This window comes from Aeromonas sp. Prich7-2, from assembly GCF_017939255.1.
Taxonomy (GTDB): Bacteria; Pseudomonadota; Gammaproteobacteria; order Enterobacterales; family Aeromonadaceae; genus Aeromonas; species Aeromonas caviae.
On sequence record NZ_JAGKRI010000373.1, the window covers coordinates 43,659 to 69,778 of the forward strand.

Genomic DNA, 26,120 nt, shown 5'->3' on the forward strand with positions numbered 1-26,120 from the left:
GAAGGCCACCCCTGGGGTGGCCTTCCTGTTTATTGGTTTCATGGGGGTATCGGCTCTGTGTGCCGGGAGATGAACCAGTCAGCCGGACTGCTCCGCCAGCGTGATGACGCGGCCACCCTTGTCACAATACATGGCCCTGTCGGCCTGGATGAGCCACTGCTCCGGGCTCCAGTCATGCTGGTAGTGGCTGACGCCGATGCTGATGCCCACCTGCATCGGCTGGTCATTGACCACGAAGGGGGTCTGCATGGCCTGGCGGATCACGGCGGTGACCTCCTCTGCCTGACGGATATCGTAGCCCGGCAGCAGCAGGATGAACTCGTCCCCTGCCAAGCGGGCAAAATAGCACTGGTGGCCGATGGCGTCGTGGATCCGTCGGGCCAGTTGGCAGAGGATGGCATCCCCCTGGCTGTGGCCGAAGTTGTCGTTGATGCGCTTGAAGTCATTGAGATCGCAAAACAGCAGGCAGCCCGGATTGTCGCTTTGTACCTGGTGTTTCAACTGCTCCATCAGGCTCAGACGATTGGGCAGCCCGGTAAGGGGATCGAGGCGGGCCAGTTGCAGTATCTCCTGCTCTCGCTGCTTGCGCAGGGCCACTTCCTGGTTGAGCCGCTTGTTGCTCATCAGAAGATAGAGGGAGAGCAGCAGGATGAGACCACCAACACCCAGGCTCAGCAGGAACCATGGACGCCAGAAGCTCCACTGTTCTGAGGGAACCTGATAGAGAAAACGGGTCAGGGAGACCGGTTTGGCAAGGAGGCCTATCTCCACCAGCTGCTGCATGATGTGAGCGAAGCGATCCGGATTCATATACCCGATCTCCACATAGAGCGGCTGGATCATCTCCTTGCTCATCTGCAACTCTTATTCCATGTGGGCCTGACTGCGGTTGACGCCATACTCTGTGCGCAGCAGGGCGATGGCTTCCTCGGGGTGGGTGAGGGCATAGCGCCATCCCTTGAGGCTGGCTGCACGAAAACGTGCCACCCGCTCCGGATTAAGCCGCTCCTGTGCCTGGGTGGTGAAGAGAATGTCGCTGTAGAAATCGATGCCGTAGTTGCGAGGGTTGATGACGGACACCGAGATGCCGCGCTCTTCCAGATAGAAGGGCTCATTGCTCAGATAGGCGTTGAAGATGTCTATCCGGCCGGCGATCAGATCGTCGATGTTGACCGAAGTGGGTACCGGGATGAGCTGGCGCTCGTGAAGCCCCTGATAGTAGAGGGTGGCCAGCAGTTCGGCATCCTGATGACCCGGAAACATCATGATCCGTTTGCCACGCATGTCCGCAACGGTGAGAATGCCGCTGTCGCGGCGTGCCAGGAAGATGGAGGGAGAGTGCTGGTAGACGCTGGCCAGCGCCAGCAGCGGCTTGCCCTGGGCGTAGTGGGTCAGCACCTCGGTGTTGCCGACGCCAAAGTCGGCGCGTCCGGCCAGCACCTCCTGAACCGGACTTATTCCCTTGCCACCTGGCCTTATCTCGACATCCAGACCGGCGTCGGCGTAATACCCCTTGGCCTTGGCCATGTGATAGCCCACAAACTGGGGCTGATGCAGCCAGCGCAACTGCAATACCACCTTCTCCGGCAGATCACGTGTCCGTTCACTGGCCTGGAGGGGCGAGAAGCAAGTGATGCCAAGCAACAACAGCCAAAACAGGCATTTTTTCATTCGTGCGATTCTTGTGCTGAGGGTCCATGAAGATGGCCTGCAGGCCTGCATTCAAGTTGTTAACAAATAACATTCTAAAGGGTTATACATGTACCGGATACAATTGCAGCACAAAGATTTCATGGTGATCAACAAGCGTCCGGGCATTGGCATGCACGATGATGCCGGCGAGCCGGGTCTCGTCAATCGGGTCAGAATGGATACCGGTCTTGACCTCTATCCGGTCCATCGACTGGACAAGATGACCTCTGGGTTGGTGCTGCTGGCCCGCACCCCCGAAGCGAATCGCGCCCTCAGCATGGCTTTCGCGGCGCGGGAAGTGAGCAAGCAGTATCTGGCCCTCTCCGATCGCAAGCCGAAGAAGAAGCAGGGCTGGGTGAAGGGGGACATGGAGAAAGGGCGAGGCGGCAGCTGGATGCTGAGCCGCACCCAGGATAACCCGGCCATCAGCTGGTTCGACTCCGTTTCGGTGCGCGAGGGGCTGCGCCTTTATCGCATCAAGCCCCGGACCGGCAAGACCCATCAGATCCGGGTGGCCTTGAAGAGCGTGGGAGCCCCCATCCTCGGGGATGAGCGTTACGGCGGCACGGTGGCGGATCGCGGTTATCTGCACGCCTGGCGCCTCGCCTTCACCCTGGCAGGTGAGAGTTTCGATCTCGTCTGTCCGCCCGATGAGGGGACACTGTTCCTCCTGCCCGAGTTGCATGCCGCCATCGCAGAACTCACCGAATGAGCGCTGCAACTGCGAGTGTCTCAGCCCGCGGCTGGATCCTGGCCGACTTCGATGACACCCTGGCGCCGGATGACAGCCATGCAGGGTTGCTGCGTTTCATCTTGCGCCGCCGTATCTGGCCGCTGCTGCTGTGGCCACTGATGGCGTTTGGTGCCGTGATCTATCTGCTGCCAGGTCAGCGCAGTCGCGGCATTGCACTCATCTGGTGGACCATCACCCTCGGGCTATCCCCCCTGGCCTGGCGCGCCTTGATACGGCAGTACAGCCTGACCCGGCCCGGTCTGTATCGGGAGGCGCGAGCCCTCCTGACGGGGGAGGGGTACCGCTGCTGGGTCATCTCCGCCAGTCCCCGCGCCCTGGTCCGTGCCCAGCTCCATCGTCAACTGCCAAGGCTCCCTCACCGCATCATCGGCTCGCGGATGGGTTACCGTTTCGGCGGCCTGGTGCCGCGCTTCTATTGCCATGCCAGGCACAAGCTGCTGCCCGAGCTCCTGACCCTGGAGGCCGCACTCACCCTGAGTGACAGCCTGCACGATCTGCCCCTGCTGGCGTTGGGGGAGCAAGCCTGGCTCATCAACCCGCAAAGGACTCGATTGCTAAAGGCGAGGGCGGTGCTGCCCCATATCGAACCCCGTTATTGGTCGCTGTAAGGCAAAGCTGACAGCCTTGCGGGACGCTAACGAGCGCAGTGCAAGGTTGGGGCTGCCATGTCACATTTCATTTACATTTTTTGGCGCGGATCCCCGCCAAACTATCTGAACGCCGCCCCTTCTCATTCCCTGCGCTCGCCACTCTAATGAAACAAGTTGTTAACAAAGCCGTGCGGGCTGCCTGTCGAGCCCTTGCGGCGTGAACCGTTTCGTTATCAGTTCATCGCAAGGAGCGCATCATGACCACCCCTTCTTCCCGTACTCACACCATCAACCCCCTTGGCACCGACGGGTTTGAGTTCGTCGAGTACACGGCGCCGGATCTCAAGGGCATTGCGGCTCTCAAGGCGCTGTTCGTCTCACTGGGCTTTGCCGAAGTGGCCAAGCACAGGCACAAGCAGTGCTGGCTCTATCGCCAGGGGGACATCAACTTCGTGGTCAATGCCGAGCCCCACTCCCAGGCGGAGGAGTTTGCCCGGGCCCATGGTCCGAGCGTGTGCGGCATGGCGTTTCGGGTGAGCGATGCCGGCCGTGCCCAGCAGTACGCCATTGGCCAGGGGGCCAAGCCGTTTGTGGGCAGAATCGGCCCCATGGAGCTCAACATCCCCGCCATCTACGGTATCGGCGAGAGCACCCTCTCCTTTGTCGATCGCTATGGCGAGCGGGGCTCCATCTATGACGTGGACTTTATCTTCTACCCCGACTGGCAGGCCCGCATGACCGAGGTGGACGCGGGGCTCTATGAGATCGACCACCTGACCCACAACGTCCATCGCGGCAACATGAACCTCTGGTCGAATTTCTACGAGCGGATCGGCAATTTCCGGGAAATCCGCTACTTCGACATCGAGGGCAAGCTGACCGGACTGCACTCGCGCGCCATGACGGCCCCTTGCGGCAAAATTCGCATTCCCATCAACGAGTCGGCAGACGACAAGTCCCAGATAGAGGAGTACCTGCGTCAGTACAAGGGGGAGGGGATCCAGCACATCGCGCTCGCCTCTGCCGACATCTATCACACCATCCGCACGCTCAGAGGGCGGGGAACCGGCTTCATGCCGACGCCGGACACCTACTACGAGAAGGTGGACAGCCGGGTCGCGGGTCATCAGGAGGATCTGGCGGCGCTGAAGACGCTGCGCATCCTCATCGACGGCTCGCCGACGAAGGACGGCATCCTGCTGCAGATCTTCACCGACACCGTCATCGGGCCCGTGTTCTTCGAGATCATCCAGCGCAAGGGCAACGAGGGCTTTGGTGAGGGCAACTTCCAGGCATTGTTCGAATCCATCGAGCTGGATCAGATCCGCCGTGGCGTGCTGGACGGATCCACGCAAGGGGAGGTGAACAGTGCCGCTCAGGGCCAGAAAAATGGAGAACCGAGCGATGCGTAACTGGATAAGCTTCCCCCATCGGGAGGGAACCCACTCCCGCCAGGCCCATGCCGATCTGCCGGAGCAGGCCATCTATGAGCGCGAGCTGGGGCGCTCGGGCTTCTTCGGTCCGGCCACCCACATGCACCACAAGCATGCTCCCACCGACTGGAGCCACTGGGAGGGGCCGCTTCGGCCACGGGCGTTTGACTTGAACGATCTGCAGGAGGAGGTGAGCTCCCTCTCCCCCTGGGTGATGCCGGATATTCTCAGCAACCCCCACTGCCGCTACCGCATCTGGCGCCTGCATGAGCCCATGCCGTTTCTGGTGCGCAACGCCGATGGCGACGAGCTCCTGTTCATTCACGAGGGGAGCGGCGAGTTCTACTGCGACTACGGGCACCTCATCTTGAGAGATGGCGACTATGTGGTGATCCCCCGTGGCACCATGTGGCGCATCGAGCCCACCGCGCCCCTCTTCATCCTGATGATCGAGGCGACGGAAGACAGTTATCAGCTGCCGGACAAGGGACTGGTGGGCAATCACGCCATCTTCGATCCGGCGGCCCTGGACGTGCCCGCCATCAACGAGCGCTTCCTGGCCCAGCAGGATGAAAACCCCTGGTCGCTGCAGATCAAGCGCCACGATCAGGTCTCGGTCGTCACCTGGCCGTTCAACCCGCTGGATGCACAAGGGTGGCACGGGGACTTGTGCGTGGTGCGCCTCAACTGGCGGGATATCCGCCCGCTGATGAGCCACCGCTACCACCTGCCTCCCTCGGCCCACTCCACCTTCGTGGCGAGCCGTTTTGTCATCTGCACCTTCGTGCCGCGTCCCATCGAGAGCGACCCAGGTGCCCTGCGGGTGCCTTTCTACCACAGCAATGACGACTTCGACGAAGTGCTCTTCTACCACGCCGGGGACTTCTTCAGCCGGGACAACATCAAGCGGGGCATGGTCACCTTCCACCCTGCCGGCTTCACCCATGGTCCCCATCCCAAGGCCTTTGCGGCGGGGCTGGCCCATGCCAAGACCTTCACCGACGAGGTGGCGGTGATGCTCGACACCCGTGATGCCCTGGTCGTCGGCCCGATCTGCGAAGGGGTCGAATACCCCGGTTATGTCACCAGCTGGCAGCGTCCAGAGACGCTCGGCAAATAAGGAATTCGATATGAAATTGGCAACCCTGAACAATGGCAAGCGCGACGGCGCCCTGGTGGTGGTGAGCCGCGATCTGGCGCGCGCCGTCCATGTGACGACCATTGCCCCGACCCTGCAGTCGGCCCTCGACCAGTGGGGCGAAGTGGCGCCGCAATTGGCGAAGGTTTATCAGCGACTCAACGAGGGCGCCTGCCCCGACGCCTTCCCCTTCGATGAGGAGGCGTGCCTCTCCCCGCTGCCTCGCGCCTACCAGTGGATTGACGGCAGTGCCTACGTCAATCACGTGGAGCTGGTGCGCAAGGCGCGCGGCGCCGACATGCCAGAAAGCTTCTGGCACGATCCCCTGATGTATCAGGGAGGCTCTGACAGCTTCCTGCCGCCCCGTGGCCCCATCGTGATGGGCTCCGAGGAGTGGGGCATAGATTTTGAGTCGGAAGTGGCCGTCATCACCGACGACGTGCCCATGGGCACCCGTTCGCAGGGGGCGGCGAGTCACATCAAGCTCTTGATGCTGGTCAACGACGTGAGCCTGCGCAACCTCATCCCCGGGGAGCTTGCCAAGGGCTTCGGCTTCTTCCAGTCCAAGCCCTCCAGCAGCTTCTCGCCGGTGGCCATCACCCCGGACGAGCTGGGGGATGACTGGCGCGATGGCAAGGTCCACCTGCCCCTGGTGACCCACCTCAACGGCGCCCTGTTCGGGCAGCCCGACGCCGGGGTGGACATGACCTTCAACTTTGATGAGCTGATTGCCCATGCCGCCAAGACAAGGCCGCTCGGGGCGGGCTGCATCATCGGCTCGGGCACCGTATCCAACTACGACAGAAGCCGGGGATCCTCCTGCCTTGCTGAGCGGCGGATGCTGGAAATTATCGAGTCAGGTCAAGCCACTACACCCTTTCTGCGCTTTGGTGATACAGTGTCCATCGCGATGCAGGATCGCAACGGGATGAGTCTGTTTGGCACCATTTTGCAGCGGGTCACGCAAGCAACGGCCGAGCGGGCGAGCTAGGAGAGCCCGACCCCTGGAGGGGCGGGCGACACGGCAGGTGGCAGACACCTGCCACCACAGGGACACACTATGCTGCAGTTGTTTGGATATTGGCGCTCATCGGCCAGCTTTCGCGTGCGTTTAGTACTGCAACTCAAGGGGCTCGATTATGAGCAGCACCCGGTCAACTTGCGGCAGGGTGAGCAGAAGGAGAAGGCCTACCGCCGGGTCAATCCCCAGGGGCTGGTGCCGTTTCTCGTGGACGATGACGTGCATCTGGGTCAGTCGGTGGCCATCATGGAGTACCTCGACGAGACCTATCCCGCCTACCCCCTGATGCCCTCCGCCCCCATCGAGCGCGCCCGGGTGCGCCAGATAGTCAACATGATCGCCTGTGACACCCACCCCCTCAACAACCTGCGCGTGCTGCACTACCTGGAGCAGGAGTTGGGGCAGAGCAAGATGGCGCGGGATGCCTGGTATCGCCACTGGATAGACGAGACCTTCACCGCGCTGGAGCAGCTTCTCATGACCACCGCCGGCATCTATTGCGTGGGCAATGAGGTTACCCTGGCGGACTGCATGCTGGTGCCCCAGGTCTACAACGCCCGCCGCTTCGACATGACCCTGGATGACTACCCCACCATTGCGCGCATCGTCGCCAACTGCGAGCAGTTGCAGGCCTTTATCAAGGCCGCCCCCGCCAATCAGCCGGATGCCCAGCCCTGAAGCTGTGCAGACCGGACCAGCGCGTTGGCCCGGTCTGCCGTCTCTTTCCTTGCCCAGGTTATCTTGCTCGCCTCAGGGCGTGCCATTGGCCCCATAGCGTCGAAACCCCGGCCGCTCTTTCAGTCGCTGATAGTAGTCGTCCACGGCGGGTAGCGACGGGCGATCATAGGGCGTCTCCAGCCAGCGGTTGACTGATAGCCCGATGGGAATGTCTGCCAGCGAGAAGTGCGGACCAGCCACATATCCTCCGGTTGTTTGAAGCTGTCTCTCCAGGATCTCCATGCAGTGAGACCACTGCAGGCAAGCTGCGTGAAGGGCCTGATGGTCTTGATGCTGGAGAGAGCGCCTCACCAGCGACAGGAAGGCGTAGCGCCAGGCGGTGTTCAAGTCCGATGCCTGCCAGTCAATCCATTGATCGACCCTGGCCCTGGCTCTCGCCTCGGCGGGATAGAGTGCATTGGCACCATGGCGCGTCGCCAGGTAGCGGATGATGGTGTTCGACTCCCACAGCGTAAAATCCTCATCCTGAATGACGGGCACCATGGCATTGGGGTTGAGCGCCAGAAACGCCGGGGTGTCCGTGGGTTTGAAGCCGGATCCCCACTCCTCCAGTTCGAACGGGAGGGTGAGCTCGGCACAGGTCCACAGTACCTTGCGCACATTGATTGACGACGCCTTGCCCAGTATTCGCAACATCTTTTTCGTCCTTGTCCGGGGTGATGGATGGCCTGTTTGTCGCAGACATGCCACTTCCCTGTTTGCGTAGCCATCAGTGCCCTGCACTGTCACTGACCGTGCGGGGTCCTGTTTGATTGACTGGCGAGTCAGCCGTGGGTGGTCCTGGGCTGGAAATAGGCGATAAATTTGCCGAGTTTCTCCCCGTCGTAACTCTTCCCCTTCTCTAGCAGCCCGGTGTTGAAGGACTCAAGCAGCCTGCCCTTGGCATCCAGCACGTAGAAGTGGGGGACCCCCAGATACTCGGGATAGTCTTTCAGGAAGGATTCATTCTTGTTCTGCTCGCTGACGTTCACCTTGACCACCACGAAGGTGCGGTTGAGCTGGCCGGCGAGATCGGGTTCCCGGTCCAGAAAGCGGTTCATCTCCTGGCACCAGCTGCACCATTCGCCCCCCACCAGCAGCAGGACTTTCTTGCCCTCGGCACTGGCCTTGGCGGTGGCGGCAGCGAGATCGCGGGCCGGATCCCGCGTCTCGTCATAACCCTGGCTGTAATCGGGCAGGCTCTGACACCAGAGGTGGTCGCCCGCGCAGGCGGTGCCATTGAAAAGGAGGGTGCCCAGCATCAGGGGCAGTAACAGTCGTTTCATGGTCTCTTCCTTGTGTCGTTATCTTTGCTTCCAGGCGCAGACAATGTGACACGAGGCGTTTCCTGCGCCAAGCCGCAAACAGGGAAGGGGAAGGCAAAAAGCGGCAATGGAATGGCAGAAAACAACAAAGCCCCTCGAGAGGGGCTTTGTATTCAGGTCAGGGGCGATCAGTAACCCTGCTGGTGGACGTCCATCACGGCGCGACCGGACGGGTCGGCCATCTCCTTGAACTTGGCATCCCATTCCAGCGCGGTCGGGGTGGAGCAGGCGACCGACTTGCCGTAGGGCACGGTGCGGGCGGCGGACTCCAGCGGGAAGTGCTCGTCAAAGATGGCGCGGTAGTAGTACGCCTCCTTGGTGAGCGGGGTATTGACGGGGAAGCGGAAGGCCGCGGCCTCGAACATCTGATCCGTCACCTCTTCCTCGACCATGGCTTTCAGGCTGTCAATCCAGGAGTAGCCCACACCGTCGGAGAACTGCTCCTTCTGACGCCACGCCACTTCGTGGGGCAGCAGATCCTCGAAGGCTTCCCGCAGGATGTGCTTCTCGATCTTGCCCTTGCCGCACATCTTGTCGGCGGGATTGAGGCGCATCGCCACGTCCATGAACTCCTTGTCGAGGAAGGGCACGCGGCCTTCCACGCCCCAGGCGGCCATGGACTTGTTGGCGCGCAGGCAGTCATAGAGGTGCAGGGAGGCGAGCTTGCGCACGTTCTCCTCGTGGAACTCACGGGCGTTGGGGGCCTTGTGGAAGTAGAGGTAGCCGCCGAACAGCTCGTCGGAGCCCTCTCCCGACAGCACCATCTTGATCCCCATCGCCTTGATGTAGCGGGCCATCAGATACATCGGGGTGGAGGCGCGGATGGTGGTGACGTCATAGGTCTCGAGGTGATAGATGACGTCCCGCAGGGCATCCAGCCCTTCCTGCACGGTGAAGTGGATCTGGTGGTGGATGGTGCCCAGGTGATCAGCCACCTTGCGGGCGGCGGCGAGATCCGGCGACCCTTCCAGGCCGACGGCGAAGGAGTGCAGCTGGGGCCACCAGGCTTCGCTCTTGCCATCGTCTTCCACCCGGCGGGCGGCATAGAGCTTGGTGATGGCGGAGATGACGGACGAATCCAGACCACCGGAGAGCAGCACGCCATAGGGCACGTCGCACATCAGCTGGCGCTTGACCGCCGCTTCCAGGGCCGCTTTGAGCTCGGCCTTGTCGCTGACGTTGTGCTCGACCGGCGCGTATTCCATCCAGTCCCGCTTGTACCACTGTTTGAGCTCGCCATCCTTGCTCCACAGGTAGTGTCCCGGCGGGAAGGTCTCGACGCTCTTGCACACCGGCACCAGGGCCTTCATCTCGGAGGCGACATAGAAGTTGCCGTGTTCGTCGCGGCCGGTATAGAGGGGGATGATCCCCATGTGGTCGCGACCAATCAGGTAGGCATCCTGCTCGGCGTCATAGAGGATAAAGGCGAAGATGCCGTTCAGATCGTCCAGGAACGCCGGGCCCTTCTCCTTGTAGAGGGCCAGCAGCACTTCACAGTCGGAGTGGGTCTGGAACTGGAAGTCGACCTTGAGGTTCTTCTCCAGCTCCTTGTGGTTGTAGATCTCGCCGTTGACGGCCAATACGTGCGTGCGCTCGGGGTTGTAGAGAGGCTGTGCGCCGTTGCCCGGATCGACGATGGCCAGGCGCTCGTGCACCAGGATGGCCTTGTCGGAGCTGTAGACGCCGGACCAGTCAGGCCCGCGGTGACGCAGTCGCTTGGACATCTCCAGGGCCGATTTGCGCAGGGCAGTGGCGTCGGTCTTGATGTCCAGAATGCCGAAAATAGAACACATTGGCGGTAATCCTCTTGATTTTTATATGAGCCCCCCACGTTTGGGCTCGAAATTCCATTTACATTCCTCGCCAATCACAATGCCTAGCGGAAAACCCTTTTGCAAGCAGGAAAACCGCAGAAAATCATGCCGTAAGCGTCAAGTTGCGCCAGGGAATGGCGGCCGTTCGGCCGCCTGAAGAGAGAGGGTCAGGGTTGACGTTCGCGTCAAGTCGCGGCGGGTTCGAAGATCACATAGAGCTTGCGGCAAGGGGTGAGGGTCTCCCACTGCCCGACAAAACCGGCGGGAATGACGAACTGATCCCCCGGTTTGAGGTGCAGCCGGCCGCCCTGCTCGTCGTGGATCACCGCCTCCCCTTCCAGCATCTGGCAGTATTCGTGTTCGGTATAGTGAACGGCCCAGCAGCCCGGCTCGCAAGCCCAGAAGCCCACGTGAAACTGCTGGCTCGGGTCGGAGTAGTGGTTCCATGCCGTCTGGCTCGGCGTTCCGGCCCTGATGCGCTCGGGGGCGGGCATCATCGGGGTGGGGGAGACAGTGTGCTTGTCCAGCAGGATCCAGTCGTTCAGGCTCTTCATGGTGCGTCCTTGAGTGGCGAAGGAGCATCCTGCTCCCGTTTAGTTTGTTTAACGATGTTGCGCTTACGTTAAACGAAACGGGCCCCCTTTGCCAAGGGGGCCCGTGCAGGCTGAAGGCTACCGGAAGGGCGGCACCCGGGATCAGACGATGTCGATGTCCACCACGGAGTCAAAGATGTGGTTTGGCCGAAACGGCATGCGGTCGATGTCCGCCACCTTGCTCACCCCGGAGAGCACCAGCACCGTCTCGAGACCGGCCTGGAAGCCTGCCAGGATGTCGGTGCGCAGGTTGTCGCCGATGATGATGGTGTCGTCGGAGTGGGCCTCCATCCGGTTGAGGGCCGCGCGAATGATCCAGGCGCTCGGCTTGCCGACATAGAAGGGCTTCTTGCCGGTCATCCGCTCGATGGGGGCGCACAGGGCGCCGCAGGCCGGGTACATCAGGGGGCCGTGGGTGTCGGGGTTGGTGGCGATGAAGCGGGCCCCCTGATCCACGAACTTGGCGCCCTGCTGCATCATGGTCCAGTTGTAGTTGCGGGTCTCCCCTACCACCACGAAGTCCGGGTCGATGTCGGTGATGGTGAAGCCGGCTTTATAGAGCTCGTGGGTCAGGGCCCCTTCGCCAATCACATAGGCCTTCTTGCCATCCTGGCGCTTGAGAAAGTCGGCGGTGCCCATGGCGGAGGTGTAGAAGCACTCCTCGGGCACCTCTATTCCGGCGGAGCGGAAGCGGTTTTGCAGATCTTTCTGGGTCTGGGCCGGGTAGTTGGTGAGGAACAGGAGCTTGCTGCCCTGCTCCAGCAGGCGGTGGACGAAGCGGTCGGCGCCGGGAATGAGATCGTTGTTGTGCAGGATGACGCCGTCAATGTCACAGATGACGTTTTTCTTCATGAATTCTCCTTGTAGGGCGCAAGAGCGGGGACAGGGCATCCCTCTGTTCGTCTCTTCAATCGGTTATGGTTTTTGTGCCGCCATTATAAGGCCCTTTGATGACAAGTCTCCTCCAGCGGGCCAGATGGGTGCACAATGAAGGCGAAGGGAGGGCGCCGCCCCGGTGGTGCCCGCACGGAGTCTGACGATGGAGCCGTCATCATGGAGCACTTTATTGCCGGCTTGCCCAAGCTGGAACTGCACCTGCATATCGAGGGGACCCTCGAACCCGAGCTGATGTTCGCCCTCGGCCAGCGCAACGGGGTGGCGCTGCCCTGGCCCGATGTCGACAGCCTGCGCGCCGCCTATGAGTTCGACGGCCTGCAATCCTTCCTCGATCTCTACTACCTCGGCGCCAGCGTGCTCATCCACGAACAGGATTTCTTCGACCTCACCTGGGCCTATCTCGAGCGCTGCGTTGCCGATCACGTGGTGCACGTGGAGATCTTTTTCGATCCCCAGACCCACACCGCCCGCGGCGTGCCCTTTGCCACCGTGTTGGGGGGCATCGAGCGGGCGCTGCAGGCTGGCGAAGCAGCCTTTGGCATCAGCTGGCGTCTTCTCATGAGCTTCCTGCGCCACCTGAGTGAAGAGGCGGCATTCGCCACCCTGGCAGAGGCCACGCCCCACCTGGCGCGCCTGCACGGGGTCGGCCTCGATTCGGGGGAACGGGGCAACCCGCCCAGCAAGTTCGCCCGGGTCTTCGCTCGCTGCCGCGAGCTGGGGTTGCCGGTGGTGGCCCATGCCGGCGAGGAGGGACCTGCGGACTACATCTGGCAGGCGATCCGGGAGCTCGGGGTGCAGCGCATCGATCACGGGGTGCGCTGCGTCGAGGATCCCGCGCTGCTGAGCTATCTGGCGGATACCCGGCTGCCCCTCACCGTCTGCCCCCTCTCCAACGTGCGGCTCAGGGTGTTTGACCAGATGGCCCACCACAATGTGCTGAGGCTGCTGGAGCAGGGGCTCTGCGTCACCGTGAACTCCGACGATCCCGCCTATTTCGGCGGCTACATGAACGCCAACTTCCAGGCCCTGGCCGACGGGCTTGGCGCCAGCCAGGAGCAGCTGTGCCGCCTCAGTCTCAATGCTGTGGAGGCGAGCTGGCTGAGCCTTGCGGACAAGGTGCGCCTGACCCGGGACATTCGCCTCCATGCCGCCCTGCACGGGGTGAGCCTGCACTGAGCAGGCCGCCTTGCACACCTTGAATGGAGGAGGCCCGCCATGGCGGGCCTCTTTGTGCCATCGTTGGGCGGGTATCAACCCACCCGCACCAGATACTTTTCCCCTTGTCCCTCCTGCTTGACGTGGGTGAGCAGGGCGGGCAGGGCGTCGAAGTCGCCCACCACCAGCGGCGGCAGGGTCAGCTCGCCGCTCGCCATCTGCGCCATCATGGCGACACCGGCCGCCACCAGACGGCTCCACTGTTTGTCCGAGCCAAAGGCGTGCTGAGCGCCGAGGGCAATCTCGTGCAACGAGTGGCAATGGCTAAAGGCGGGCAGCGGGTTGCGCGCGATGCGCCCGAGCACCGTCACCATGTGGCCGTAATAGCCAAGGGCAGGCAGCAAGGCTTCTGCCTGCTGGCTGGAGACCAGATCGATGATCCCCTCGAAGGGTTCACCGCCGTTGGCGGCCTGCAACTGGGCCAGCCAGTCGGGATCCCGATAGTCCGCCACCCCCTGCACGCCTAGCTGTTTGAGCCACTGGTGGTGGCGCGGGCTGGCGCTGGCAAAGACGCGGGCCCCCTTCTGGAGGGCAAGTTGCACCGCGAAGCGGCCGACACTGCTGCCAGCCCCCGTGATGAGCAGGGCCTCCCCGTGCAGGTGCGGCAGCTTGGCCAGCGCCTGCCAGGCGGTGAGGCCGGGGCAGGGGAGCGCGGCGGCCGCCTCGTCGCTCAGGGCATCGGGCACCGGCATCAGGGCGCGAGCCGGCACCAGGGTGTGGCGGGCAAAGCTGCCGCCGTGGCGCAAGTCGGTGTGATAGGCGACCCGGGTGCCGGGGCGCAGGTGGGTGACGTTGGCCCCCAGTGCCACCAGGGTGCCCATGCCATCGACGCCGGGCACATGGCCTGGCTGCCAGTGGGGATGACCCTGTTCGATGAGTTTCCAGTCCACCGGATTGAAGGCGATGATCCGGTTGGCGACGAGGACCTCGTCGGGCCCGGGGGCGGGGAGCGTCTGCCGGGTGAGAGTGAGCTGGTCCGGTTCGCCGGGGGCGTGCCAGCACCAGGCCTGGGTATGGTTCATGGTGACTCCTTGAAAGAGAGGGGGCGCAGATTGAGTCATATGGCGTAACAATGCCTTGAGTTGTTGTTACACTGGCAAGACAACTAGGCGGACCACCACGCTGGTGGGGGCCGCCCGATAAGGCGTTCGGCGCGAGCCGCTTTATGCCCGCTCTGCCCCATAGACGGGGTAATCGGTCAGCCCTTTCTCGCCGCCGCCAAACAGGGTGGCGGGATCGTGGGGGGCGAACGGATGGCCGTGGCGCAGGCGGTTCGGCAAGTCGGGGTTGGCCACGAAGGGGCGACCGAAGCCAATCATGTCGGCCCAGCCCGCCTCGATGGCGGCGCGGGCGCGTTCCCCATCGTACTTGCCCGCGTAGATGAGGGTGTTGGGGAAGGCATCGCGCAGCCCCTGCTTGAAGCTCTCCGCCATCAGGGGGGCGTCGTCCCAGTCCGCTTCCGCGACGTGCAGATAGACCACGCCGAGCTGGCCCAGCAGGCGCGCGGCGGCCAGATAGGTCTCCTGGGGGTTGGCATCCACGGTGCCGTTGAGGGTGGTGAGCGGCGCAAGGCGTACCCCGACCCGGTCGGGACCGATCTCGTCACAGACCGCCTCGGTCACCTCTTTGAGGAAACGCAGCCGGTTTTCGAGCGAACCGCCATAGCCGTCGGTGCGGGTATTGGACTCGGAGTCGAGGAACTGGTTGATGAGGTAGCCGTTGGCGGCGTGCAACTCGATGCCGTCAAAGCCCGCCTCCATGGCGTTGCGGGCGGCCTGGCGAAACTGCCCCACCACGGCGTCGATGTCGGCCTGGGTCATGGCGCGCGGGGTGACGGTCTCCACAAACCCCGGGGCATCGCTGCCGTTGTCGACGAACACCTTCACTCCCTTGGCCTGGATGGCGGAGGAGGAGAGGGGCTGGGCGCCGCCGATGTTGTCAGGATGGGTGACCCGGCCCACGTGCCAGAGCTGGGCGAACATGATGCCCCCCTGGGCGTGGACCGCGTCTGTTACCTGCTTCCAGCCTGCCACCTGCTCGGCGCTGTGGATGCCCGGCGTCCAGGCGTAGCCCTTGCCCAGGGGATCTATCTGGGTGCCTTCGCTGATGATGAGGCCGGCCCCGGCACGCTGGGCGTAGTAGGTCGCCATCATGGCGTTGGCCACGTCCCCGGGCTGGCTGGCGCGGGAGCGGGTCATGGGGGGCATGACGATGCGGTTGGCAAGGTGCAGCTGGCCGAGGCGAAGGGGGCAGAACAGGGGATCGTGGTGCATGATGGATTCCTCAATCTTTGGGAGTGAGATGACTCTAAAGGGGATTGTTATTGTGAAAAAGAGGGGGTATTGCAGAAGAGAATTGCCGTTATCGCAGCAATGGCCCGGGAGGGGCCTGGCTCGCGCCAGAAAAAAGAGGGCCAAGGGCCCTCTCTTGCTGTGATTGCCGCCGATGATCAGGGGGAGAGTGGGGTGACCCGTACTCGCTCGATGCGCCGCTCGCTCACGGCCATGACCTCGAAGCGGAACTGGCCGAGGTGCAACTGCTGACCGACGTCGGGCAGGCTGCCGAAGTGGGAGAGCAACATGCCCGCCAGGGTCACGTACTCGTCGCTCTCGCTCACCAGACCGTCGCAGTTCAGGGCCTGCTCCACCTGATGGATGTTGGTGGTGCCGTGGATGAGCCAGTGCTCGCCCTCGCGCACCACATCGGGGGTCTCGTCCTCGTCCGGCAGCTCGCCGACGATGGCCTCCAGCAGATCGTGGTTGGTGACCAGCCCCTGGATGACGCCAAACTCGTCCGCCACCAGGATGAGGCTGCCCCTGGCCTGGCGCAGCTCCGCCAGCAGCCGGATCACGTTGATGGTCTGGGGCACGATGACGGGCTCGTTCTGTCTGGCAAGCGCTGCCAGGGATTGCCCCTCGTTGAGGGCAAACAGCAGATCCCGAGCCTTGACCACCCCGATGATCTCGTCCAGCTCCCCGTCACAGACCGGGAACAGGCTGTGGGGGGCCCGTTGCAGCAGGGCGCGGATCTCGTCCTCGCTGTCGCTCACGTCGATCCACTCCATCTCGGAGCGCGGGGTCATGATGGTGCGAATGGAACGCTCGGCCAGCGACAGCACGCCGCTCACCATGTAACGCTCCTCTTCACCGAAACCGGGGGGCAGGGGCTGAGTCTGCACCTCTTCTTCGTCCTCCTGCGGGTGGGCTGAGCGCTTGTTCCCCCCCATCAGCTTGAAGATGGCGGCGGTGGTGCGCTCGCGCAGGGGCTGGCGCGCCTCATGGCGCAGGGCACTGCGCTGGGCGAGCTGGTTGAAGAACTCGATGAGCACCGAGAAGCCGATGGCCGCGTAGAGGTAGCCCTTCGGAATGTGGAAGCCGAAGCCCTCCGCCACCAGGCTGAAGCCGATCATCAAGAGGAAGCTCAGGCAGAGCACCACCACAGTGGGGTGGGCGTTGACGAAGCGGGTCAGGGGCTTGGATGCGAGCACCATCACTACCATGGCGATGGTCACGGCCGCCATCATGACGCCGAGGTGATCCACCATGCCGACGGCGGTGATGATGGAGTCCAGGGAGAAGACAGCATCCAGCACCAGGATCTGGGCGATCACCACCCCGAACCCGGCATAGACGCCGGTCGCGCCCTGCTCCTCCGGCCTGGCCTCGAGCCGCTCGTGCAGCTCTGACGTCGCCTTGAACAGCAGGAAGAGGCCGCCCCCCATCAGGATGAGATCCCGCCCCGAGAAGGGGTGATCCCAGACGTGCAGAATGGGGGTCGTGAGAGTGACCAGCCAGGACATCACGCTGAGCAGCCCCAGGCGCATCAGCAGGGCCAGGGAGAGACCGATGATGCGCGCCCTGTCCCGCTGGGGGGGGGGCAGCTTTTTCACCAGGATGGCGATGAAGACCAGGTTGTCTATCCCGAGAACGATTTCCAGGATGATCAGGGTAAGCAGACCGACCCAGATAGAGGGGTCCAGCAGAAATTCCATGTCATAAACCTCAATGAAGACAGATGCAGTGAATCGCGGTCACGGCAAGGACGCCGTGGTGACAGGGGCGTTCGCTTCAGAGGCGTTGGTTGAGCAGGTACAGATAGGCTTTGATGGGAAAAGACGAAGGGCTACTTCGGGGATTGTCCATGATGGGCAATAAAACCTCGGGTCAAAAGTGAGCCCTGATGATAACGACTCGCCGCCATTTGGCAAGGGGGCTGTCAGGGGGACGCGACGAGGGGATTGCCGACGGGGGAGGCAAGGGAAAGGGGCATTGATGCGCAGCCAAGTTTGACTGGAGATAAAAGAGCGACACATTGACACGACCACAAACATAGGTGCTGAACAAGGAAAATAAACGATCTGATACCAACAACCGGATTCATCAGGCTCATATATATCCATTATTTTTGTAATAATTTGTTTCAGGGGGGAATATTGCGGCTGTGTCATGGGAGAAAGAAGGAATAGGGGGGGTTATGGTGTTTGATATGGAGTTATTATTCTAAATTTAACTTGTTCGCCACCAACTAATTCACATGAATCATATATTCAGCGTATAAAAAGCAAGGAGGTCCAGGCCTCCTCGTTTGCGCTCACACGGGTTGTTTCAGGGGACGTTAACCCTGGTCGTCAGGTCAATTGCCGGTATAGGCCGCGCCCTGAACATGCCCCTTCTTGTCGCTCAGACAGGACCAGGGGGCATCGGCACCCGGCACCTTGATGGTCACGCCAACCCCGGCTTCCGAGTCCATCACGTCGATCACCTGGAGCTGCTGTTGTGCCACATCTGTCTTGTCGGAGACCGCCTTGAGACAGGCTTTCTCTGCGGGACTGGCCTTGTGGGCAGGGGCTGAGGCAGTGGCTGCAGCAGGGGCCGCAGAGGAGCCTGGCTGGCAGGTACCCGAGCCTTTCTTGCTGGTGTAGGAGACATCGTACTGGCCCCCGGTGTTGCTGATGGAGAGGGTGACGCCGGCGCCCTTGGCCTCGTAGAACTCCTCGCTGTACTTCTTGAGTTTGGCCTCCTTGCCATTGATATAGACGGGGCCACCTTCATCGCTGTGCATCTGGATTTGACCCGGGCACTGATAATTCAACTGTGGAATGGCGGCGCTCGCCGCACCCGCCATGGCTAGGGTTATGGCAGCGATCAGTACTTTCTTCATGGACATTACCTCAACTGTTTAATGATACGAGATTTATTATTTTATTTTTCCGGTTAACAACAATTCCATTGCCAGGCAGGAAATAGCCTTCATCCCTGATCGGAATAAATAGCGGCGGTACTTTATTTTAGCAACGAATTTTTATTATTTTTCCCTGGGATGAAAGTGAATATTGATCCGGAAGGGGTGGCAAACGTTTTCTCCTGGCGGGTTGAACGGGACAGGGGGAAGGCGCGAGGAGTGAGGGGGTAAGCAGGATGGGGCCTCGACAGAGGAGGGAACTTGGCGGCGGTTGCGCCGGGAGTCATGACGCGGGGCGACTGGGCCCCGCGTTGCAGCGCAATGACGAGCGCCGGATCAGAGCCAGCGTTTCTCGCGGGTGAAGCAGACCGACAGCCAGGCGTCTCCCAGGGTGTCGCCGAGGCGGGACCAGAGCTCCTGGCGCAGGGCATCCTGGCGCTCGACGGGCCACTCCTGGCCGGGGGCCACCAGGATGTTGAGCTCGAGATCGAAGCGGCGGCCGCTTTTCGCCAGGTGGCTGTAGCATTCGATGCCATGGCGCTGGCGCAGGGCCTCGATCTCGTGTTCGACTCGCTGCTTGACCTCTCCCTTGGGGGCGATCTTCAGCACCTCCCGCAGGTTGCGACCGAGCACCTTGATGGGAATGAGGGTGGCACACAGGGCCAGCAGGGAGACCAGCACCGGGTCTATGTAGCGGTTGTAGTGGCCGTAACCCAGGGTATCGAGGCCGATGGCGACCAGAAAGCCGATGAGCAGGGTGGCGCTGAGCAGGGTATCCACCAGCCACTCCTTGGAGTCTACCCGCACCAGCTCGGAGTTGACCCGCTCGGCCACGTCGGCTTCGACCCGGTAGATGATGCCGCAGAAGAAGGTGGAGACGACGGCATAAATGAGGGCGTGGCCGAGATCGATCTCCCGTCCGCCCGCCAGCAGGGAGGTGATGCCGCCATAGAGGGCACCGAGGCAGAGCAGCAGAATGATGGCGCCGTTGATGACGTTGGCGATGGGTTCGAAGTGGGCGTAGCCGTATTGGAAACGGGCGTCGGAGGGGCGGGTAACCAGGTAGGCGGTGATGAGCCCAAGGCCCGTCATGCCCATGCTGAACAGGGTGAAGATGCCGTCCAGCATGATGGCGTTGGAACCGACGAACAGACCATAGCCGATCCCGAAAATGGCAAAGGTGATGCAACCAAACAGCGACAGGGTCAGCGCCTGTTTTTCGGTGCGAATAAGCGTACTGATAACATGGCTGTAGCGAGCCATAAAAGTCCTCCTTTCAAATGGTGAAGATTGCGCGCGCAAGCGGTTTTCTAGCTGATATACTGCCCGCTCACATGTGAGCGGACTGGTTCGGACACCCGCAAAGAGGCAGGCCCGAACGGTCGTTGTCGCCGGAATGCCGGCATCAAGCAAAGGATGGGAACAAGGATTCATGATCCCGAGACTCGATTACCAGGACAGTTTGTCATCTACAACCCTGCAGTTTCTTGAGTTGCTGGCGCGATCAGCATTTCGTGGTGATATCGAAAAGTCTTATGCAAGCCGGTTGGCGATGGCGACGGATAACAGCGTCTATCAGGTAGTACCTCAGGCGGTTCTCTATCCGCGCAGTGCGGACGATATTGCGGTGATGCTCAAGCTGGCCCAGGGGCCCGAGTACGCAACCTTGAGTTTCTTCCCTCGCGGCGGCGGTACCGGCACCAATGGCCAATCCCTGGGCGGCGGCATTATCGTCGATCTCTCGCGCCATATGAACCAGATCATGGAAATTAATCTGGAAGAGGGCTGGGTACGGGCCCAGGCAGGGGTGGTCAAAGACCAGCTCAACGCCTATTTGAAGCCCCACGGCTACTTCTTCTCGCCGGATCTTTCCACCTCCAACCGCGCCACCTTAGGCGGCATGGTCAACACCGACGCCTCGGGGCAGGGGTCGCTGGTGTACGGCAAGACCTCGGATCATGTGCTCGGCCTCAAGGCCGTGCTGGAAAACGGCGATCTCATGGCGACCGAGCCGGTGACCGGCCAGCGTCTGGCGGACAAGCTGGCCCTCGAGACCCGTGAAGGGGAGATCTATCGCACCCTCTATCGCATCGGCCGCGAGCGGCGCGCCGACATCGAAGCCACCTTCCCCAAGCTCAACCGCTTTCTGACCGGTTACGATCTCAAGCACCTCTATCAGCCCGATACCGACACTCTGGACGTGAGCCGGGTGCTGTGCGGCTCGGAAGGCTCCTTGGGCTTCATCACCGAAGCCCGCCTCAACATCACCCCCATTCCGCGCTACCGAACCTTGGTCAACGTCAAGTACGACAGCTTCCCCTCCGCGCTCAGAAATGCCCCCTTTATGGTACAGGCCCACGCCCTGTCGGTGGAGACGGTGGACTCCCGGGTGCTGGGACTGGCCCGCGCCGACATCATCTGGCACTCGGTGAAGGATCTCATCCAGGATGTGCCCGGCAAGGATCTGCAGGGGCTCAACATCGTCGAGTTTGCCGACACCGACGAGGATGCACACAAGGCCAAGGTGGAGGAGCTGTGCCGGCGCATCGACGCCCTGCTGGCCAGGGGGGAGGCGGGGGTCATTGGCTATCAGGTGTGCGACCACCTGCCGAGCATCGAGACCATCTATGGCATGCGCAAGAAGTCGGTGGGGCTGCTCGGCAACGCCGAGGGGCGCAAGAAGCCGGTGGCCTTCACCGAAGACACCGCCGTGCCGCCGGAATCCCTGGCGGACTTCATCATGGAGTTTCGCGCCCTGCTGGACGCTCACGGCCTTGACTACGGCATGTTCGGCCATGTCGATGCCGGGGTGCTGCACGTGCGCCCGGCGCTGGACTTGTGCGATCCCGAGCAGGAGGTGCTGCTGCGGCGCATCTCGGATCAGGTGGTGGCGCTGACCGCCAAATACGGCGGCCTGATGTGGGGGGAGCACGGCAAGGGCTTTCGCTCCGAATACAGCCCCGCCTTCTTCGGCGAGCTGTGGGAAGAGCTGCAACGGGTCAAGGGGGCGTTCGATCCGGCCAACCGCATCAACCCGGGCAAGATCTGCATGCCTTATGGCAGCGGCGCTTCGCTTGTCTCGGTGGACGGGCCCAAGCGCGGCAAGTTCGACCGCCAGATCCCGATTGCCGTGCGCGAGAGCTATACACGGGCGCTGGATTGCAACGGCAACGGTCTGTGTTTCACCTTCGAGACCGACTCCCCCATGTGCCCCTCGGTCAAGATCAGCCGCGACCGCCGTCACTCCCCCAAGGGGCGGGCTGGCCTGATGCGTGAATGGCTGCGCCAGTTGTCGGAGCAGGGCTTCGATCCCCTTGCCGAAGAGGTGGCGCTGCAAAGCGGGGGTCTGCGCTTCAAGCAGATCGTCGACAAGTTCCGCAATACGGTGGCCCGCGCCCGGGGCGAGTATGACTTCTCCCACGAGGTGATGGAGGCGATGGAGGGGTGCCTTGCGTGCAAGGCATGCACCAGCCAGTGCCCCATCAAGGTGGATGTGCCCACCTTCCGCGCCCGCTTCATGCAGCTCTATCACAGCCGATATCTGCGCGGCCCCAAGGATTACTTCGTGGGCACGGTAGAAAGCTATGCGCCCCTGCTGGCCAAGGCCCCCAAGCTGGTCAACTTCTTCCTCGAAAAAGAGTGGGCCCAGAAGGCGACCGAGAAGAGCATCGGCATGGTGGATGTGCCGCTGCTCTCCGTGCCGACCCTGGCCGAGGAGCTGCGGGATCACCGCGCCCGCTATTTCGATCTGCCGGGCCTCGAGGCCATGAGCCCCGAGCAGCGCCAAAAAGTGGTGCTCATCGTGCAGGATCCCTTCACCAGCTACTACGACGCCCCCGTGGTGCGTGACCTGGTGAAGCTGGCCAGCAAGCTGGGTTATCAGCCCTACCTGCTGCCGTTCAAACCCAACGGCAAGCCTCAGCACGTGAAGGGATTCCTGCGCGCCTTCGCCCGCACTGCTGCCAGCAGCGCCCAGTTCCTCAACAAGGTGGCGGCCCTCGGCATCCCCATGGTGGGGGTCGACCCCTCTCTGGTGCTCTGCTACCGGGACGAGTACGTGAAGGCGCTCGGCCCCGCCCGCGGCGATTTCCAGGTGCTGCTGCCCCAGGAGTGGCTGCTCTCCCTGCCTGCCGAGGCGCTGCCGCTGCGGGAAGAGGCTGGCACCGACCCCTGGTATCTGTTTGCCCACTGCACCGAGAAGACCGCCAAGCCCACCACCCACGGTGACTGGAGCACCCTGTTCGGCCGCTTCGGTGCGCGTTTGCAGCCGGTGTCGGTGGGTTGCTGCGGCATGGCGGGCACCTATGGTCACGACGCCAAACAGGTGGAGAACTCCAAGGGGATCTACGGTCTGAGCTGGGCCGAGCCCCTGGCTCGCCTGCCGCAAGCCCGTTGTCTGGCCACCGGTTATTCGTGCCGCAGCCAGGTCAAGCGTATGGAGGGGGAGAAGCTCAAGCATCCGCTGCAGGCCCTGCTGGAACTGATCTGATGCTCCACTTTCCCAAGGGGTTCCGGGTGCCAAAGGCCTATCGGCACCCGCATTTTCTGTTGCTCCCCACCACGCCGTCCCAGGCCGTGGTGGAGTTTGTCGCCATCCTGCGCGAGCGGGATCAGCTCCATCAGCTGTTTCGCCCGGACGATGTGTGGCCCTCCGCCAATTTCAGCCTGAGTCAGCACGAGGCCGACTTGGAGTGGCAGCACGCCGAGTTTCTGGCCAAGCGCTCCTTTGCCTATGGCCTCTGGAGCCCGGACAGGGAGCCCCGCTTCTGGGGCGGGGTTTACCTCTATCCGTCGGTGCTGCCGGAGGTGCAGGTGGAGCTCTTCTTCTGGAAGGTGGCCGAGGCGCCGCTCACTGACAGCGAACTCGAAGCCGAACTGCGCGCCTGGCTCGGCAAGGTATGGCGCTGGTCCGAGCCGCGCCTGCCGGGGCGGGACGGTCCCTGGGCCGAGTGGCCAGGGGTGACTTATCCCTGGTGAGGGCAAACCTCGATGCAAGATGCCCCGGCGTGGGCATCTTTTTTTTTGCGCCTTTTTCGCCGACACTGCTGGTTTGCCGCTACAGCGCAGCGATAACCCGTTGATCACGCAAGGAGTCCGCTCACCATGAGTCAAGAAAGCAGCCCCATCTGGCGCAAATCCATGAGCCTGGAGGGGCTCAACGCCAGCTCCCGCAACACCCTGATGGCCCACCTCGACATCGTCTACAGCGCCTTTGGCCCCGACTGGCTGGAGGCCACCATGCCGGTGGATCACCGCACCCATCAACCACTCGGCATGCTGCACGGCGGCGCCTCCGTGGTGCTGGCGGAAACGCTGGGATCGCTTGCGGCCAACATGGCGGTGGGAGCGGAGAGCTACTGCGTGGGGCTGGAGGTCAATGCCAACCACCTGAGGGCCAAGCGGGAAGGGGTGGTGACGGGGCGCTGCAGCCCGCTGCATCTGGGGACCACGACTCAGGTGTGGCAGATCGAAATTCGGGATGAACGTGGTCGTTTATTGTGCACCAGCCGATTGACCATGGCGGTGCTCAAGCACAAGCGGGACAAGGACTCTGGCGAAGCGTGATCGGCAATAACGCATCATGAGTGAAAAATAAGCAAGCCATAGTCGCGAGATCCCTCTATAATTGCCAACGTCTTGAGACACCTATCACATTTTTCAAGACAGCAGAACAAAGTGGCGCTATAATCGCCGCCTTTTTGCTATTCCGCGGTGTTAGCCGCCTGCCTTAATCTGGAAGAATCTATGTCTGATACCGAACAACTGCCCCTTTTTAGTGAGCTTGGACTGGCCGCGCCTGTATTGAAAGCGCTGCAGGACGTGGGCTATGAGCGCCCGTCTCCCATCCAGGCCGCAGCAATTCCCCACCTGATGGCGGGACACGATCTGCTGGGGCAGGCACAAACCGGTACAGGGAAGACCGCTGCTTTTGCCTTGCCTCTGTTGTCTCGTCTGGAAGCTGGTAACCGCAACACCCAGATCCTGGTGCTGGCCCCGACCCGCGAGCTGGCCCTGCAGGTGGCAGAGGCGTGCCAACGCTATGCCCACCACATGCCCGATTTCCACGTGCTGCCCATCTACGGCGGCGCTTCCTACGAAACCCAGACCCGCGCCCTGCGCCGCGGTGCCCAGGTTGTCGTGGGTACCCCGGGCCGCGTGATGGACCTGATCCGTCGCAAGAACCTGGACCTCTCCGGTCTGAAAGCCCTGGTGCTGGACGAAGCGGACGAAATGCTGCGCATGGGCTTCATCGACGACGTGGACTGGATCATGGATCAGTGCCCGGCCGGTCGTCAGGTTGCCCTGTTCTCCGCCACCATGCCGGAGCAGATCCGTCGTGTTGCCCAGAAGCACCTGAAGCAGCCCAAAGAGATCAAGATCGCCTCCAAGACCGCGACCGCCACCACCATTCGCCAGCGTTACTGGCAGGTGACCGGTCTGCACAAGCTGGACGCCATGACCCGTCTGCTGGAAGTGGAGTCCTACGAAGCCCTGCTGGTGTTCGTGCGTACCAAGAACGCCGCCGAAGAACTGGCTGGCAAGCTGGCTGCCCGTGGTCACGCCTGTGAAGCGCTGCACGGCGACATCCCGCAGAAGCTGCGTGAGCGTACCGTTGACAAGCTGCGTCAGGGCCAGCTGGACATTCTGATCGCCACCGACGTGGTCGCCCGCGGTCTGGACGTTGAGCGCATCACCCACGTAGTGAACTACGACATTCCCTACGACACCGAATCCTACGTTCACCGTATCGGCCGTACCGGCCGTGCAGGTCGAAAGGGTGAAGCCATCCTGTTCGTGGCGCCGCGCGAGCGTCGCATGCTGCGTGCCATCGAGCACGCCACTCGTCAAGCCATCGAGCCGATGAAGATGCCGAGCACCGAGGACATCAACCAGCACCGTCTGGCCAAGTTCAAGGAGCGCATCCGCGAAACCATGATGGGTGAAGAGCTCGAGATCTACCACAACCTGGTGAACGAGCTGATCGAAGAAGATTCTGCCGATCCGCTGGAGCTGGCTGCCGCACTGGCCAAGCTGGTACAGGGCGATCAACCGCTGCTGCTGGATGACTCCATTCCGGATCCGGTGTTCAACGCCGGCAACGATCGCGGTGGCTTCGAGCGTCGTGAGTTCAACGACCGTGGCGGTCGTGACTTCGGTGACCGTGGCGATCGTCCGGCCCGTCGCATGCCGTCCCTGGAGCCGCGTCCGCTGAAAGACAACCCGGACGTGGAGATGGAGCGTTACCGTGTCGACGTGGGCGCCCATCACGGCGTCAAGCCGGGCCAGATCGTGGGTGCCATCGCCAACGAAGCGAACATCGAGAGCCGCTTCATCGGCAACATCGACATCGCCGATGACTTCTCCACCGTCGATCTGCCCAAGGGCATGAGCGCCGAGGTGCTGGAAGTGATCAAGAAGGCCCGTGTCTGCCAGCGTCCGCTGCAGATCACCCGTTACACCGAAGTGCCGGCCGGTGGCAACACTGCTCCCCGTCCGCCCCGTGGTGATCGTCCGTTCCGTGGCGACCGTCCTTTCAACAAGGATCGCCGTCCCCAGGGTGACCGTCCCTTCAACAAGGATCGCCGTGAAGGCGGTTTCGACAAGGGTCGCAAATTCGGTGGCAACAAGCGCCGCGACAGCTAAACCCTGACTGCACTGATGAGAAGGCCGCTCCATGGAGTGGCCTTTTTTGTGTCTGTTTTTCAGATGCGTAGCGAAGATTGTCACCTATTTCCGGCCGTGGCGGGCA

Annotated in this window: 21 protein-coding genes and 1 pseudogene; 11 read left to right on the forward strand and 11 right to left on the reverse strand. The window is 62.3% G+C overall.

What is annotated here, in order from left to right:
- Positions 1-78: 78 nt before the first annotated feature.
- Positions 79-1,671, reverse strand: a pseudogene (locus J9892_RS24075) (ABC transporter substrate-binding protein).
- A gap of 88 nt (positions 1,672-1,759) precedes the next feature.
- On the opposite strand from J9892_RS24075, the gene J9892_RS24080 reads away from it, so the two are divergent.
- From J9892_RS24080 to maiA, 6 genes are all read left to right on the forward strand, one after another.
- Positions 1,760-2,404 (forward strand): TIGR01621 family pseudouridine synthase, encoded by a 645-nt coding sequence (locus tag J9892_RS24080; protein WP_113977541.1) that lies wholly within the window; start codon positions 1,760-1,762, stop codon positions 2,402-2,404.
- Positions 2,401-3,054: a haloacid dehalogenase-like hydrolase gene (locus tag J9892_RS24085; RefSeq protein ID WP_210539167.1), complete on the forward strand. Its 654-nt coding sequence runs from the start codon at positions 2,401-2,403 to the stop codon at positions 3,052-3,054. The genes J9892_RS24080 and J9892_RS24085 overlap by 4 nt, the downstream gene beginning before the upstream one ends.
- A 239-nt stretch (positions 3,055-3,293) precedes the next feature.
- Positions 3,294-4,448: a 4-hydroxyphenylpyruvate dioxygenase gene (hppD, locus tag J9892_RS24090; RefSeq protein WP_198497968.1), complete on the forward strand. Its 1,155-nt coding sequence runs from the start codon at positions 3,294-3,296 to the stop codon at positions 4,446-4,448.
- A complete protein-coding gene (locus J9892_RS24095) occupies positions 4,441-5,589 on the forward strand; it encodes a homogentisate 1,2-dioxygenase (RefSeq protein WP_198497967.1) in 1,149 nt (382 codons plus the stop codon). The genes hppD and J9892_RS24095 overlap by 8 nt, the downstream gene beginning before the upstream one ends.
- Positions 5,590-5,599: 10 nt before the next feature.
- Positions 5,600-6,598: a fumarylacetoacetate hydrolase family protein gene (locus J9892_RS24100; RefSeq protein ID WP_010675121.1), complete on the forward strand. Its 999-nt coding sequence runs from the start codon at positions 5,600-5,602 to the stop codon at positions 6,596-6,598.
- A 69-nt stretch (positions 6,599-6,667) separates the two neighbouring features.
- A complete protein-coding gene (gene maiA / locus J9892_RS24105; protein ID WP_010675120.1) occupies positions 6,668-7,306 on the forward strand; it encodes a maleylacetoacetate isomerase in 639 nt (212 codons plus the stop codon).
- Between the two features lie 72 nt (positions 7,307-7,378).
- Here the strand turns inward: maiA and J9892_RS24110 are convergent, their stop codons facing one another.
- The 5 genes from J9892_RS24110 to J9892_RS24130 form a co-directional block, all read right to left on the reverse strand.
- Positions 7,379-8,002 (reverse strand): glutathione S-transferase, encoded by a 624-nt coding sequence (locus tag J9892_RS24110; RefSeq protein ID WP_198497965.1) that lies wholly within the window; start codon positions 8,000-8,002, stop codon positions 7,379-7,381.
- Between the two features lie 128 nt (positions 8,003-8,130).
- Entirely contained in the window at positions 8,131-8,631 is a 501-nt protein-coding gene (locus tag J9892_RS24115) for a thioredoxin family protein (protein WP_210539168.1), read from the reverse strand.
- Positions 8,632-8,798: 167 nt separating this feature from the next.
- Entirely contained in the window at positions 8,799-10,463 is a 1,665-nt protein-coding gene (gene asnB / locus J9892_RS24120) for an asparagine synthase B (RefSeq protein WP_010675117.1), read from the reverse strand.
- A gap of 206 nt (positions 10,464-10,669) precedes the next feature.
- On the reverse strand, positions 10,670-11,038 hold the full coding sequence (locus tag J9892_RS24125; RefSeq protein ID WP_039038770.1) for a cupin domain-containing protein: 369 nt from the start codon (positions 11,036-11,038) through the stop codon (positions 10,670-10,672).
- 141 nt (positions 11,039-11,179) lie between these two features.
- Entirely contained in the window at positions 11,180-11,929 is a 750-nt protein-coding gene (locus J9892_RS24130; protein ID WP_010675115.1) for an HAD-IIA family hydrolase, read from the reverse strand.
- Positions 11,930-12,130: 201 nt separating this feature from the next.
- On the opposite strand from J9892_RS24130, the gene J9892_RS24135 reads away from it, so the two are divergent.
- Complete coding sequence (locus J9892_RS24135) at positions 12,131-13,150, forward strand: adenosine deaminase (RefSeq protein ID WP_210539169.1); 1,020 nt, start codon at positions 12,131-12,133, stop codon at positions 13,148-13,150.
- Positions 13,151-13,224: 74 nt separating this feature from the next.
- On the opposite strand, the gene J9892_RS24140 is transcribed toward J9892_RS24135, so the two are convergent.
- The 5 genes from J9892_RS24140 to J9892_RS24160 all read right to left on the reverse strand — a co-directional run bounded on the left by J9892_RS24140 (position 13,225) and on the right by J9892_RS24160 (position 19,633).
- Positions 13,225-14,211, reverse strand: coding sequence for a zinc-binding dehydrogenase (locus J9892_RS24140; protein WP_210539170.1), 987 nt, complete (start codon positions 14,209-14,211; stop codon positions 13,225-13,227).
- A gap of 141 nt (positions 14,212-14,352) precedes the next feature.
- Positions 14,353-15,462, reverse strand: a complete 1,110-nt coding sequence (locus J9892_RS24145) for an alkene reductase (protein ID WP_210539171.1) — start codon at positions 15,460-15,462, stop codon at positions 14,353-14,355.
- Between the two features lie 176 nt (positions 15,463-15,638).
- Positions 15,639-17,180: a TerC family protein gene (locus tag J9892_RS24150; protein ID WP_210539172.1), complete on the reverse strand. Its 1,542-nt coding sequence runs from the start codon at positions 17,178-17,180 to the stop codon at positions 15,639-15,641.
- A gap of 641 nt (positions 17,181-17,821) precedes the next feature.
- Positions 17,822-18,349, reverse strand: coding sequence for a hypothetical protein (locus J9892_RS24155; protein WP_246876749.1), 528 nt, complete (start codon positions 18,347-18,349; stop codon positions 17,822-17,824).
- Positions 18,350-18,706: 357 nt separating this feature from the next.
- Positions 18,707-19,633, reverse strand: coding sequence for a cation diffusion facilitator family transporter (locus tag J9892_RS24160; RefSeq protein WP_210539174.1), 927 nt, complete (start codon positions 19,631-19,633; stop codon positions 18,707-18,709).
- 169 nt (positions 19,634-19,802) lie between these two features.
- On the opposite strand from J9892_RS24160, the gene J9892_RS24165 reads away from it, so the two are divergent.
- The 4 genes from J9892_RS24165 to J9892_RS24180 all read left to right on the forward strand — a co-directional run bounded on the left by J9892_RS24165 (position 19,803) and on the right by J9892_RS24180 (position 26,014).
- Positions 19,803-22,859 carry an FAD-binding and (Fe-S)-binding domain-containing protein gene (locus tag J9892_RS24165; RefSeq protein WP_210539175.1) on the forward strand — a complete coding sequence of 1,019 codons (3,057 nt, stop codon included), beginning with the start codon at positions 19,803-19,805 and terminating at the stop codon, positions 22,857-22,859.
- Positions 22,859-23,347, forward strand: a complete 489-nt coding sequence (locus J9892_RS24170; RefSeq protein WP_210539176.1) for a hypothetical protein — start codon at positions 22,859-22,861, stop codon at positions 23,345-23,347. The genes J9892_RS24165 and J9892_RS24170 overlap by 1 nt, the downstream gene beginning before the upstream one ends.
- Before the next feature lie 126 nt (positions 23,348-23,473).
- Positions 23,474-23,935 (forward strand): hotdog fold thioesterase, encoded by a 462-nt coding sequence (locus J9892_RS24175; protein WP_210539177.1) that lies wholly within the window; start codon positions 23,474-23,476, stop codon positions 23,933-23,935.
- Positions 23,936-24,115: 180 nt separating this feature from the next.
- A complete protein-coding gene (locus J9892_RS24180) occupies positions 24,116-26,014 on the forward strand; it encodes a DEAD/DEAH box helicase (protein ID WP_029314717.1) in 1,899 nt (632 codons plus the stop codon).
- Positions 26,015-26,120 lie beyond the last annotated feature (106 nt).